Origin of the sequence: Kerstersia similis, assembly GCF_965139615.1 — a bacterium.
GTDB lineage: Bacteria > Pseudomonadota > Gammaproteobacteria > Burkholderiales > Burkholderiaceae_B > Kerstersia > Kerstersia similis.
In genome coordinates, this window is record NZ_CBCSIQ010000010.1 from 1 (window position 1) to 13,033 (window position 13,033).

12 protein-coding genes and 1 rRNA gene are annotated in these 13,033 nt (G+C 61.2%); 9 read left to right on the forward strand and 4 right to left on the reverse strand.

Going from position 1 to position 13,033, the window contains the following annotated elements:
• Positions 1–110 (forward strand): 5S ribosomal RNA (gene rrf, locus ACNA1V_RS08015); the annotation flags it as partial.
• A 141-nt stretch (positions 111–251) separates the two neighbouring features.
• On the opposite strand, the gene ACNA1V_RS08020 is transcribed toward rrf, so the two are convergent.
• From ACNA1V_RS08020 to ACNA1V_RS08035, 4 genes are all read right to left on the reverse strand, one after another.
• The gene (locus ACNA1V_RS08020) at positions 252–722 is read right to left on the reverse strand and encodes a GNAT family N-acetyltransferase (protein WP_415833076.1); all 471 of its coding nucleotides are present in this window, start codon (positions 720–722) and stop codon (positions 252–254) included.
• A gap of 61 nt (positions 723–783) precedes the next feature.
• The gene (locus tag ACNA1V_RS08025; protein WP_415833077.1) at positions 784–1,551 is read right to left on the reverse strand and encodes an IclR family transcriptional regulator; all 768 of its coding nucleotides are present in this window, start codon (positions 1,549–1,551) and stop codon (positions 784–786) included.
• Positions 1,552–1,855: 304 nt separating this feature from the next.
• Positions 1,856–2,881 (reverse strand): 4-hydroxy-2-oxovalerate aldolase, encoded by a 1,026-nt coding sequence (gene dmpG, locus ACNA1V_RS08030; RefSeq protein ID WP_068375071.1) that lies wholly within the window; start codon positions 2,879–2,881, stop codon positions 1,856–1,858.
• 14 nt (positions 2,882–2,895) lie between these two features.
• The gene (locus ACNA1V_RS08035; protein WP_415833078.1) at positions 2,896–3,849 is read right to left on the reverse strand and encodes an acetaldehyde dehydrogenase (acetylating); all 954 of its coding nucleotides are present in this window, start codon (positions 3,847–3,849) and stop codon (positions 2,896–2,898) included.
• 615 nt (positions 3,850–4,464) lie between these two features.
• On the opposite strand from ACNA1V_RS08035, the gene ACNA1V_RS08040 reads away from it, so the two are divergent.
• The 8 genes from ACNA1V_RS08040 to ACNA1V_RS08075 all read left to right on the forward strand — a co-directional run bounded on the left by ACNA1V_RS08040 (position 4,465) and on the right by ACNA1V_RS08075 (position 13,029).
• Positions 4,465–5,277 (forward strand): MetQ/NlpA family ABC transporter substrate-binding protein, encoded by an 813-nt coding sequence (locus tag ACNA1V_RS08040; protein ID WP_415833079.1) that lies wholly within the window; start codon positions 4,465–4,467, stop codon positions 5,275–5,277.
• A gap of 166 nt (positions 5,278–5,443) precedes the next feature.
• The gene (locus tag ACNA1V_RS08045) at positions 5,444–6,646 is read left to right on the forward strand and encodes a methionine ABC transporter ATP-binding protein (RefSeq protein ID WP_415833080.1); all 1,203 of its coding nucleotides are present in this window, start codon (positions 5,444–5,446) and stop codon (positions 6,644–6,646) included.
• Complete coding sequence (locus ACNA1V_RS08050) at positions 6,618–7,280, forward strand: methionine ABC transporter permease (RefSeq protein ID WP_415833081.1); 663 nt, start codon at positions 6,618–6,620, stop codon at positions 7,278–7,280. Before ACNA1V_RS08045 ends, ACNA1V_RS08050 begins: the two co-directional genes overlap by 29 nt.
• A 37-nt stretch (positions 7,281–7,317) precedes the next feature.
• Entirely contained in the window at positions 7,318–8,595 is a 1,278-nt protein-coding gene (locus tag ACNA1V_RS08055) for an SfnB family sulfur acquisition oxidoreductase (RefSeq protein WP_415833082.1), read from the forward strand.
• Between the two features lie 30 nt (positions 8,596–8,625).
• Positions 8,626–9,888 carry an SfnB family sulfur acquisition oxidoreductase gene (locus ACNA1V_RS08060; RefSeq protein WP_415833083.1) on the forward strand — a complete coding sequence of 421 codons (1,263 nt, stop codon included), beginning with the start codon at positions 8,626–8,628 and terminating at the stop codon, positions 9,886–9,888.
• A 26-nt stretch (positions 9,889–9,914) separates the two neighbouring features.
• Entirely contained in the window at positions 9,915–10,718 is an 804-nt protein-coding gene (locus tag ACNA1V_RS08065) for a MetQ/NlpA family ABC transporter substrate-binding protein (protein WP_415833165.1), read from the forward strand.
• Between the two features lie 8 nt (positions 10,719–10,726).
• Complete coding sequence (locus tag ACNA1V_RS08070; protein WP_415833084.1) at positions 10,727–12,142, forward strand: LLM class flavin-dependent oxidoreductase; 1,416 nt, start codon at positions 10,727–10,729, stop codon at positions 12,140–12,142.
• Positions 12,139–13,029 (forward strand): MetQ/NlpA family ABC transporter substrate-binding protein, encoded by an 891-nt coding sequence (locus ACNA1V_RS08075; protein ID WP_415833085.1) that lies wholly within the window; start codon positions 12,139–12,141, stop codon positions 13,027–13,029. The genes ACNA1V_RS08070 and ACNA1V_RS08075 overlap by 4 nt, the downstream gene beginning before the upstream one ends.
• The last annotated feature ends 4 nt before the right edge of the window (positions 13,030–13,033 follow it).

Consider the following 13,033-nt stretch of genomic DNA (forward strand, 5'->3'; position numbering starts at 1 on the left):
GACGACCATAGCAAGGTGGTACCACTCCTTCCCATCCCGAACAGGACAGTGAAACGCCTTCGCGCCGATGATAGTGGACGGACGTCTGTGAAAGTAGGTCATCGTCAAGCTCTTATCCTCAAAACCCCTCTCTGCATGCGCAGAGAGGGGTTTTGTCTTTGGGGCGGCGGAATCCGCTATCGCAGCGCCCCGCCCGTAGTAGGCGGCTCAGGGTGCCTGGGCCACCGCAATCACGGCCCGGTCGGCCTTCTTTAGTCCGCGAGCGTCAACACCAGGATGTGATCCCCGGCGTCATCCGTGGCACCTTCATGCCTCCAGCCCAGGTGGCGGTAAAAGCCGTAGGAACGTACCCCGGGATCACTGGAACACGACAGGAACAGGGTGCGCCAACCGAATTGCCGCAAAGTCTCCACGACCTGCGTCAGCAGCAAACGACCCAGGCCATGGCCTTCATCTTCTGGCAACAGGGCCAGCACCATGATTTCGCCTGTGCTTCTGTCTGCAAAGCAGTAACCGGCCATGCGTGCGCCGGCCCAGGCGATCTGGCCGATCAGTTCTCCGCTTTCGATACCTGCCCGCCAACTGGCTTCCGTGATCCCCAGCGCCTGCAGTTCAGACGGACTGAACGCGTTTTCACGGGTCAGGCCGCGCAGGCGCAGGCATTCTGCTGCGTCTGCGGGCTGGGCGGGGGAAATGCGGTAGGTGGAATGAAGCGATATCATGAAAAAAATCCGATGTGTAGCGGCGTCGTAGCCTTTGGCTGGCCAGGCGCCGCCATTTGGTTCAGACTTGGCTGCCCAGCGCTTCGCTGATCTGGCGTGCCGCCAGTTGCACAACCGGGATGAGCGCACGCATGCGTGCTTCATCGGTATAGGGGGCCGTGCCGGTCACGCTGATTGCGGCGATGATGCGGTTGCTGATGTCGCGCACGGGCGCTGCCACGCAGCGTATGCCTGCAGCATTTTCTTCGAGATCCATGCTGTAGCCGCCCTGGGCATAGCGCGCCATCATTTCCATCCACGCATCGCGCGGAATCTGGATGTCGCCCCGGACAGCATCATGCTCATAGCGTTGCAGCCACTGCTCAGGGGTTTCGTCGAGGATCAGCGATTTGCCGACGCCAGTGCCACAGATCGGTTTGCGCCCACCGATGCGGGTGTTGACCTGTACCGGGCGCTGGCCGCCAATCTTGTCCAGATAGATGATGCCATTGCCATCCAGCGACGCCAGGTGCACGGTATCCTGGGTTTCTTCGGCCAGTCGTTCAAGATGCGGCCGGGCGCAACTGGTGAGCGTGGACTCCCGGTATGCGGCAAAGCCCAGTTCCAGCAAACGGTTGCCCAGGCGGTAGCCCCGACGAGGTTCGAAATGCAGATAGCGGGCCTGCACGAGGGCGGAAGCCAGCCGGTGCGTAGTGCTGAAGCTGACACCGGTGCGGGCGGCAATCGCCTGCACGGTAATGCAGCCATCGGCGACGGCATCTATGATGTCCAGGCCGCGAAACAAGGTCTGGCTGGCCAGGGCACGAGGAGCAGGATCAGTCGTTGACATAATGGAGGCTATTCTACCCGTGGGCAGGGAGTTGGCGCAGGGAGTCCGGCAAGGATACACGGCGTATGGAGCAGGGAAGACCGGCATGCACTGAGCCGGCTCCCGCGCAGATTCCGGCAGGCTTGTCCGTCGGTAGGTGAACAAGCCCAGGCCAAAGCAAGGCCAAAGCAAGGCCAAAGCAAGGCCAAAGCAAGGCCAAAGCAAGGCCAAAGCAAAAGCCGGCGCATTTCTGCGCCGGCTTTTGCTTATTGGCAGCCCGCATCGGTGCAACGCACCGCTCCGGGCTGCGGGTCGGGGCTTGATATCAGGCCGATTTCTTCAGCAGATCCAGCGCCACATCGACGATCATGTCTTCCTGGCCGCCGACCATGCGGCGCTTGCCCAGTTCGACCAGGATATCAACCGTGCTGATGCCGTATTTCTTGGCAGCCACTTCCGCGTGGCGCAGGAAGCTGGAGTACACGCCAGCGTAGCCCAGTGCCAGGGTTTCGCGGTCCACACGCACCGGACGATCCTGCAGCGGACGCACGATGTCGTCGGCGGCATCCATCAGCGTGTAGAGGTCGGTGCCGTGGTTCCAGCCCAGGCGTTCGGCGGCGGCGATGAAGACTTCCAGCGGCGCGTTACCGGCACCTGCGCCCATGCCTGCCAGGCTGGCGTCGATGCGATCGCAGCCTTCTTCCACGGCGACGATGGAGTTGGCGACACCCAGCGACAGGTTGTGGTGGGCGTGCATGCCGGTGGTGGTTTCGGGCTTGAGCACGGCTTTCAGCGCGCGGAAGCGGTCACGCACATCCTGCATGCCCAGTGCGCCGCCGGAATCCACCACATAGATGGTGGTGGCGCCGTAGCTTTCCATCTTCTTGGCTTCGACCGCCAGGTTTTCCGGCGTGGTCATGTGGCTCATCATCAGGAAGCCGACCGTGTCCATGCCCAGTTCGCGGGCGCGTTCGATGTGCTGCTTGGAAACGTCGGCTTCCGTGCAGTGGGTGGCGACGCGGACGATGCTGGCGCCGGCCTTGTGGGCGTTTTCCAGGTCATGGATGGTACCGATGCCGGGCAGCAGCAGCGTGGCGATCTTCGAGTGGCTCAGTTCGCCGGCGACGGCTTCGATCCATTCCAGATCGGTATGCGCGCCGAAACCGTAGTTGAAGCTGGAGCCTTGCAGGCCGTCACCGTGGGCCACTTCGATGGAATCGACTTTGGCCTTGTCCAGTGCGCGGGCAATGTCCTTGACGTTCTGAATGGAGTACTGGTGGCGGATGGCGTGGCTGCCATCACGCAGCGTGACGTCGGAAATATAGAGTTTCTTGCCGGGATTGAAGGTCATGATAAGTCTCCCCCTCAGGCGTTGATGATCGACTCGGCCATGCTTTCGGCAGTGGCCAGCGCGGCGGAGGTCATGATGTCCAGGTTGCCGGCGTAGGCGGGCAGATAGTGCGCCGCGCCTTCGACTTCCAGGAATACCGAGGTTTTCAGGCCGCTGAATTTGCCCAGGCCGGGGATGTTCAGGGGCGCTTCCGGCGGAATGACGTCGAACTGCACTTTCTGCTTGAGGCGATAGCCCGGCACGTAGGCATGGACGGCAGCGGCCATTTCTTCAATGGATTGCTCCACTTTGGCCTGGTCGGCGGCTTCGCTCAGCACATAGACCGTGTCGCGCATGATGAGCGGCGGCTCGGCCGGGTTCAGAACGATGATGGCCTTGCCCTTGGCTGCGCCGCCCACCTGTTCGATGGCGCGCGAGGTGGTCTCGGTGAACTCGTCGATGTTGGCACGTGTGCCGGGGCCGGCCGATTTGCTGGCGATGGAGGCCACGATTTCCGCATAGTGCACTTTGGCCACGCGGGACACGGCTGCAACCATGGGAATGGTGGCCTGGCCGCCGCAGGTGACCATGTTCACGTTGGCTTCGTTGATGTGCTCGCTCAGGTTCACGACGGGCACGCAGTACGGGCCAATGGCAGCCGGCGTCAGGTCGATGACACGGATACCGGGCTTGGCTTCGCGCAGCCGCTTGTCGTTCTTGATGTGGGCACCGGCGCTGGTGGCGTCGAATACAAAGTCGATGTCAGCAAAAACCGGCAGCTTGATCAGCCCTTCGACGCCTTCGTGCGTCGTGGCGACACCCAGGCGCGCAGCGCGTGCCAAGCCGTCGGAGGCAGGGTCGATGCCGACCATTGCGCCCATTTCCAGGTTTTTGCCGTGCCGCAGTATCTTGATCATCAGGTCCGTGCCGATATTGCCGGAACCGATGATCGCGGCCTTGAGTTTTTTCTCTGCCACGTCAGTCTCCATCACCGGGCGGCACAGTGCGCCACCCCTTTTGTATGTTCCGCGGCTGCCCGGATGACGGCCGCTGCTTGTGTTTCCCGCCATTCTGGACGCCGGGAACAGGGAAAAGATTAACGTGCCCGCCACAATTTATCAACATATAAGATTTGTTCTCATATGTTGGGATTATTGAGTGGGTTGGCAGGAAGCTTGCCAGGTGAACCCTGGATTTTTCAGGCCTGCGCAGCGCCATGACTGGGAGGCCTGCAATGAGCCGCCGCCGGCAGAACCGGGAAGAAACAGCGCTGCCAGCAAACGCTGCAAAAGCACGGCTTAGGGGGAGCTGTTGGCGTATTGCCGGGCCGTACAACGCGTGAATCAGAATTGCTTATTTCCTTCGGTTATTAAATTCCAATTGAATTGCAATGAGCATATTCAATTGAGTTATGCCATTTGCGCGGAATGGGTCAGGCATATAAGGAAATAAATAAACAATAGTGGTGCGCCAGGGGTGGTTGCGGGTTCAATCAATTCTGACAGGCGAGGAGGGATATCTCCGAGCGTTTCAGGTTTGCAGCATTGGGCGCCAGACAGTGTGTTCAGGCGTGCAAGGATTGAATTTATTTCAAGGGTCGCATCATGTTGATCAATATCAAGCGTTTTCTGCTGGCCAGCGCCATTGCCATGGCAGTGATTCCCGCGCATGCGGCAGACAAGTTGCGTATCGGTGTCGTGCCGGGCGCTTATGCCGATTCCATCAATGCCGCCGCCAAGGATGCAAAGGCCCAGGGCATAGATGTGGAAGTCATTGAGTTCACTGATTGGACGACGCCGAATGTCGCCGTGAATAACGGCGATATCGACATCAATTATTTTCAGCACCAGCCTTTTCTGAATAATGCCATTGCCAAGCAGGGCTTCAAATTGCGCAGTGCCGATACCGGCATTCTGGCAAATGTCGGTCTTTATTCACTCAAACATGACAATGTGGCTGCTGTGCCGGAAAACGGCAAGGTCGGTATTGCCAATGATCCGGTGAATCAGGGGCGCGGCTTGCTGTTGCTGCAGAAAGCAGGCCTGATCAAGCTGAAGCCGGAAGTGGGTTATCTCGGAACGCTGGACGATATCGTCGAGAACCCCAGGAATCTGAGTTTTGTGGAAGTGGAAGGCCCGCAATTGGTGCGGATTACCGGGGATGTCGATATTGCCCAGGGCTATCCGCATTTCATTGTGGCAGCCAAGGCTTTCGACCCTTCCAGCGGTTTGGCGTATTCGGGCATCGAGGATAAGCAATTCGCCATCCAGTTCGTGGTCAAGGAGGGCCGGGAAAATGATCCGGTTATCCGCAAATTCATCGACATCTACCAGAACTCTCCCGAGGTCAAGGCAGTGACGCGCCAGTCGTTCAATAACGATGACCGTTTGTACACATTGGCCTGGGTAGGCAAGTAAGAACCGGTTTTCAGCGCTGCCGCGGGCAGCGCGCCAAGCGCTTGTCTGTCATTGCGCCGGTCCGGGCGCGGCAGCCAGGCCAATCCAGGCGAGGCCCGTTGAGGGCTCGCAGGGCGACGAAGATGCCCCCGGTGCCAGGGGCGGAGTCCTTCATTGAGGAGCCACTATGACGTTAACGACCGCCTTGCGGCGCAGTCTTTCACAAGGGGATGTTTTCGATGGCGGTTACGCGATCGGCAACGACATCCTGCATGAAGCCAGTCCGGCAGAGAAAGTCGAGGAACTGGCCGAGGCGCACGGAGCAGGCTCTGTGTCTTTTCGGCAAGTGGGCAAGACCTATCATTCATCGGCGGGCGCTGTGCCGGCGCTCGAAGAGATCAATCTCGATATTCCGGCAGGCAGTGTTTTCGGCATTATCGGCCGTAGTGGTGCGGGGAAATCCAGCCTGTTGCGCACGATCAATCGCCTGGAGCAACCTACCAGCGGGCAGGTACTGGTTGATGGCGTGGATATCGGCCAGCTGAGTGAAAGCGGCCTGGTGCAGTTGCGCCGCCGGATCGGCATGATCTTTCAGCATTTCAACCTGCTGTCGGCAAAGACCGTATTTGAAAATGTGGCCTTGCCGCTGACGGTGGCCGGCGTCCCGCGCGCCCAGATCACCGCGCGTGTTCATGAGCTACTGGCTTTGGTCGGCCTGCAGGACAAGCAGGATACCTATCCCGGCAGGTTGTCTGGCGGCCAGAAACAGCGCGTCGGCATTGCCCGGGCATTGGCGACGCATCCGGAGATCCTGCTGTGCGACGAAGCGACATCCGCCCTGGATCCGGAAACCACGCATGCGATTCTTGCGCTGCTGCGCGATATCAATCGACGCCTGGGGATTACCGTCATTCTCATTACCCATGAAATGAGCGTCATCCGCGAGATTGCCGATCAGGTGCTGGTGCTGGAAAAAGGCCGCATTGTCGAGCAAGGCGAGGTCTGGAAAGTATTCGGCGCGCCGCAGCACGCAGCCACGCGCGCCTTGCTGGCGCCTTTGCAGCACGGTTTGCCGGAGGACTTGCAGGCCCGGCTGTTGCAGCAGCCGCCAGCCAGTGGCAGTTATGAGCAGATCCTGGCGCTGGACTATAGCGGAGAGCATGGCCTGGAACCGGATTTCCTGCGTATTGCCCAGGCGTTGCCGGGCGAACAGCGCCTGATTCACGGAGGTGTGGATCGTATCCAGGGGCATGCGCATGGTCGTTTGCTGCTGGCGCTGGACGGCAAGGCGCTGTTGCCGGATTTCACTTCCCTGACACGTGGCCCCAAGGCCATCGCCCATCACATAGAGGTTATCGGTTATGTCGCTGACGCTATCCATTCCCGTTGAACGTTATTGGCAGGCTTTCTACGACACGTTGATGATGGTCGGTGTGTCGGGGGTCATTGCGCTGGCTGCCGGCGTTCCCCTGGCAATCTTGCTGATCGTGACGGCGCCTGGCGGTTTTCTGGCGTCGCCCAGGATAAATCGCGCCGTTGGCAGTGTGGTCAATGGATTCCGCGCCACACCATTCATCGTGCTGCTGGTCGCACTGATTCCCTTCACCCGTCTGGTTGCCGGAACCACCATCGGCGTCTGGGCGGCCATCGTCCCGCTGGCGATCAGCGCCACGCCATTTTTTGCCCGGATTGCTGAAGTCAGCTTGCGCGAAGTGGATCCCGGCCTGATTGAAGCGGCTCAGGCCATGGGCTGCAAAAAGTGGAGCATCGTGCGCCATGTCTATTTGCCGGAGGCGCTGCCCGGCATCGTGGGGGGCTTCACCATCACGTTGGTTGCCTTGATCAGTTCTTCGGCAATGGCCGGCGCCGTCGGGGCCGGGGGCCTGGGCGATCTTGCCATTCGCTATGGCTATCAGCGCTTCGATACGCAGGTCATGCTGATCGTGATTGCCGTGCTGATTGCGTTGGTGTCCATCGTCCAGGCCAGTGGTGATGCCTATGTGCGTTGGCTGCGCAGCCGCTGATCGTGCTTTTCAATTTCCGAACGGAGACGCTGCACCCATGAGCAAGTTCGAGAGTGGTCAGGAACACCTGATTGCGACATCCCCCGCGACGGAGTCCGGGCGCCTGCCGCTGCCGCCACGCGCGCCGCATCGTATCGCCAGCGAAGCCGAGGCGCTGGCCGTGGCCGAGAGACTGGCGGCGGGGTTCCGCCAGACGGCAGCCCAGCGTGATCGCGAACGCCGTCTGCCCTGGGACGAAATTGAAAGCTATACCGCCAGCGGCCTGGGCGCGATCACGATTCCCAGGGCCCACGGCGGCCTGGAGGCTTCGTATGAAACCCTGGCCCGCGTATTTGCAACGCTATGCGCCGCCGATCCTTCGTTGGGCCAGATTCCGCAGAACCATTTTGCCTTGATCCAGAACCTGCGGGATACCGGCAGTGCCGAGCAGCAGGCGCGCTGGTTCCGCGCCGTGCTGGACGGACATCGCTTTGGCAATGCCGGCCCGGAACGCAAGGCCAAGGCTGGCCATCTTTATCAGGCGACTGCCCGCCTGCATCGGGATGAACAGGGCGGGCTGCGGGTCAGCGGAACACGTTTTTATTCGACGGGTGCGATCTTTGCGCACTGGATTCCCTTCCGTGCGGTTGATGAGGCCGAGCGCCCGGTGCAGGTCTGGGTACGGCGTGATGCGCCGGGCGTGCGTGTGATCGACGACTGGAGCTCTTTCGGTCAACGGACCACGGCCAGCGGCAGCGTGGTGTTCGATGCGGTAGCGGTGGAGGCTGATGATGTCGTCGCGCTGTGGCGCCACGCGGATATTCCCAATCTGTCCGGGCCGGTGTCGCAACTGATCCAGGCAGCAATAGACGCGGGCATTGCGCAGGGCGCGCTGGCCGATGGATTGGCCTTCGTGCGCGAAAAGAGCCGGCCGTGGGTGGATTCGGGCGTGAGCAGCGCCACGCTGGACCCGCATTTGATTCAGGAAGTCGGGCAATTGCAGGTCGAGGTGGATGCCGCCTATGCCGTGTTGCTGGAAAGCGCCCGGACGCTGGATGAACTGGCGGCGCTGCCCGCCGTGGATGAGGCGGCTGCGGCCAGGGCGTCGGTGGCTGTGGCAGAGGCCAAGATTTTGACGACGGAAGCGGCCTTGGCCGCCAGTGAACAGCTGTTTGCGCTCGCAGGGTCATCAGCGACACGTGCTGCCCATAACCTGGATCGTCATTGGCGCAATGCGCGGGTTCATACCTTGCATGACCCGGTGCGCTGGAAATATCACCTGCTGGGCAATTATTTGCTCAATGGTGCGCTGCCGCGTCGGCATCAATGGAATTAATCAAGCCGGGCAGGCGGGGAGAACAGAGGGATGACACGATTTGATGACGTGGCCGTGCCACAGGAAAGCGAAGCACTTGCGGTCGAGGTAGCGCCTTTGGCCATACGGCCTGCGGCGGTGATCGCTGACGAGGCCGAAGCATTGCGGGTGGCGCAACGGTTGGCGGGGGAACTGGCGGTCGAGGCCGTGCGCCGTGACCGTGAACGTATTCTGCCCTGGCGGGAAGTGGAGGCGTTCAGCCAGAGCGGTCTTTGGGGCATCACGATTCCCAAGGCCTATGGCGGGGCAGGCGTTTCCACCGGTGTATTGGCCAAAGTGGTAGCCACGATAGCGGCGGCCGACGGTAATTTCGGCCATATTCCTCAAAACCATTTCTATGCGCTGGAAGTGCTGCGCGTAGGCGGTTCCGAAGAGCAGAAGGCCTTTTTCTATGATCGCGTACTGCGCGGCGAACGGCTGGGGAATGCCCTGGCGGAAATCGGCCACAAGGATTTCAAGCGCCGCACGCGGCTGCTGCGGGAAACCGATGGCTGGTACGTGGAAGGCAGCAAGTTCTATTGCACGGGTGCAATTTTCTCGCATTGGATTCCGACGCTGGTGACGGCCCAGGATCGCGACGGCGAGCGGCAGTATCTGGTATTTGTGCCGCGGGCTGCCGAAGGGGTGGAAATTACGGATGACTGGGACGGTTTCGGGCAGCGCGTGACGGGCAGCGGTTCCGTCCGGTTCCAGCGCGTGCGCGTGGATCCGGGCTGGGTGGTGCCGTTCCAGACATCGTTCGAGAAACCGACCACGATAGGCCCGTTTGCACAGATCATCCATGCGGCCCTGGATGCCGGTATCGGTCACGGCGCGTTGGCGGCGACCTTGCCTTTTGTGCGTGAGCAGGCACGGCCATGGATAGATGCCGGCGTGGAACGCGCCAGCGATGACCCCTTGCTGTTGCAGCAGCTGGGCAATGTCCATGTGCGCCTGCGAGCGGCCGACGCCTTGGTCGCGCGCGCGGCGCAACTGGTGGATGCGGCGCAGCAGGCGCCCGACGAAGACAGCGTTGCGCGCGCCTCGATCGCCGTGGCGCAGGCCAAGGCGCTGAGCACCAGTGCCAGTTTGCTGGCCGGCAACAAGTTGTTCGAGCTGGCCGGCACCGGCGCCACGCTGGACGGCCTGGGCCTGGATCGTTTCTGGCGCAATGCCAGGGTGCACACGCTGCATGATCCGGTGCGCTGGAAGTACCACGCAATCGGTAACTACACCCTCAATGGCATCTTTCCGCCGCGCCATGGCGCACTTTGATTGTTTTGGATCTCATCACAATGAACATGTTTTTGAAATCACTGTTTGCGCTGGCTGTGACGGCGATGGTGGCAGGGACGGCAGCGGCCGCCCCGCTAAAAATCGGCGTCGTGCCCGGTATTTTCGCCGACTCGGTAGAGGTTGCCGCCGCCGAGGCCAAGAAACAGGGGCTGGATGTGCAGGTGGTCGAGTTTACCGATTGGGCAACGCCCAATGTGGCGCTGGATGCCGGTGATATCGACCTGAACTATTACCAGAACAGCAACTATCTGGCCAACGCCATGCGTGACAAGGGCTTTGCCTTTACCAGCGTACAGCCGGGCATCCTGTCCTATCTGGGGCTATACTCGCTCAAGCACGGATCGCTGGCCGAGATACCGGACGGAGCGACGGTGGCTATCGCCAGTGATGCGGTCAATGTCGGCCGGGGCTTGCGTTTGCTGCAACATGCCGGCTTGATCACGTTGCGCCCGGATACCGGTCTGTTGGGCACGCTGGAGGATATCCAGGCCAACCCCAAACGCCTGAAATTCGTCGAGGTGGAAGGTCCGCAACTGGCTCGCGCCACCCAGGATGTGGATCTGGCGCAGGGCTTTCCGTATTTCATCCTGGCCTCCAAGGCGTTCGATGCCACCAAGGCCTTGGCCCTGACCAGCTATGAGGATGACTCCTGGGCGATTCAGTTCGTGGCGCGCCAGGATCGTGCCGCAGACCCGCGCATTGCCGAATTTCTGGAAATCTACAAGCATTCGCCTGCCGTGCGCCAGACCATCCAGACGTTCTATCAGAACGAGCCCAGGCTCTATCGCCTGACCTGGCTGAAACCGTGAGCGTTGCCATGTCACAACCGAAAAAGCAGATTCACGTCAACGCGTTCAATATGAATTGCGTGGGCCATATTCATCATGGGCTGTGGACGCATTCGCGGGATCGTTCCACTGAATACCACACGCTGAAATACTGGACGGACATTGCCAGAACGCTGGAGCGCGGGCTGTTCGACGGCATTTTTATTGCCGATGTGGTGGGTTACTACGACGTCTATCAAGGCAATGTCGATCTGACCTTGCGGGAAGCCGTGCAGTTGCCTGTCAACAACCCCTGGCTGCTGGTGTCCGCGATGGCGGCGGTGACCGAGCATATCGGATTTGGTGTGACGGCGACGGTAGGGGCGCACAATCCCTATACCTTTGCGCGTGATGTTTCCACGCTGGATCAGTTGAGCAATGGCCGGATCGGCTGGAATATCGTGACTGGCTACGTGGATAGCGGCGCGCGGGGACTGGGGCAGGATGGCCTGGCAGAACATGATGCTCGTTATGACAGGGCCGATGATTTCCTGACGCTGGCCTATAAGCTCTGGGAAGGCAGCTGGGAGGACGGCGCGGTGATTGCGGATCGCGCCAGGCGGATTCATGCGCTGCCGGAAAAAGTGCATGCCATCCGGCATGAGGGGCCGTTCTACCGTGCCAATGCCATTCATATGAGCGCGCCGTCGCCGCAGCGCACGCCCGTGCTTTTTCAGGCCGGAACGTCCGCGCGCGGACGCAGCTTTGCCGGGCAGCATGCAGAAGGAATTTTCATAGGCGCCGCGACGCCGGCCGTCGCCCGGGAAACCTCGCGGCGTTTGCGCCAGGCGGCGGCGGATGCCGGCCGCGACCCGGCTGCGCTGAAGATCTATGTAGGGCTTGCCGTCGTGCCGGGGCGGACGGAAGCCGAAGCCAGGGAAAAATATGCGGATTACCTGAGCCACGCCAGCGCAGAAGGCGGGCTGGCGCATTTCTCCGCCAGCACCGGTATTGATTTCTCGCAATATGACCTGGATGAGCCGATTCAATACGGCAAGAGCAATGCCATTCAGTCGGCGGGCCAGGCGGCGCAGCAGCAGGGCTGGACGACCCGTCGTCAGTTGTTGGAGCAGTTCCGGCTGGGCAGCCGCTACAACACCATTGTCGGGGACGCCAGCCAGGTGGCAGACGAGATGGAGCGCTGGATGGACGAGGGGGAGATAGACGGTTTCAACCTGACGCGTATCGTGGTGCCTGAAACCTGGGAGGACTTTGCCGAAATTGTGGTGCCGGAATTGCAGAATCGGGGCCGTTACCGTACGGCTTATGCGCCGGGTACCTTGCGCCAGAAGTTGTTCGGCCAGGGGGACCGCTTGCCGGAGAGCCATCCTGCCGCGCAGTGGCGCGTGCGGGAGGGCGGGGCAGCGACACCGGAGTCGGAAGCGGCCACAGAGGTGCAGTCATGATGGGGCAGGGGGCGCGGGCAGCAAAGCGGCGTTCGGCATGGGCCCGCGTGGTTGGCGGGATGGCCGTGCTGGCCCTGTACCTGGGAACGGCGGGCGCGCAGACCCTGAAAATCGGCGTGACGCCGGGTGCGTTGGCCGATTCGGCGCAAATCGCGGCGGACGAGGCCAAGGCCGCAGGGCTGGCGGTGCAGTTGGTCGAGTTTACGGATTGGACCTTGCCCAATACGGCGCTGGTCAACGGCGACCTGGACTTGAACTATTACCAGCATCAGGCGTTTCTGGATACCTTCAATCGGGAAAACCGCCAGAACCTGCGCAGTGTCGGGCCGGGTGTGCGCGGCAATATCGGTCTGTTTTCAAAGCGCCATGCCGCATTGACGGATTTGCCCCAAGGCGCGCGCGTGGCGTTGGCCAACGATACCTCCAATCAGACACGGGCCCTGGAGACCTTGCAGGATGCCGGCTTGATCCGTTTGCGGCCGGATGCACCGAGGTTGGCGCAGCTGGACGATATTGCCGAGAATCCGGGGAAACTGGTGTTTGTGGAACTGGCCGGGCCGCAACTGCCGCGTGCGCTGGATGATGCGGATCTGGTGGTGGTTACGCCAGGCAGCCTGGTGCAGGCCGGGCTGGCGGAAACGGCGCATCAGGGGCTGTTCTACAGCACGGGAACCGACCCGTTCTGGGGCATCCAGTTCGTCACGCGGGCGGACAACGCCGAGGATCCGCGCATCCGGCAGTTCGTCCGGATCTATCAGTCCTCCGAGGCGGTTCGGCAGCGGGTGCATGATTCCTATGCGGGGGAAGAAAAATTCTACAGCCTGACCTGGCTGGCAAATGGGCAAGGCGCGCAGGCGCCCAACAGCCCGGTTTCCGAAGTGAAATAGAGAT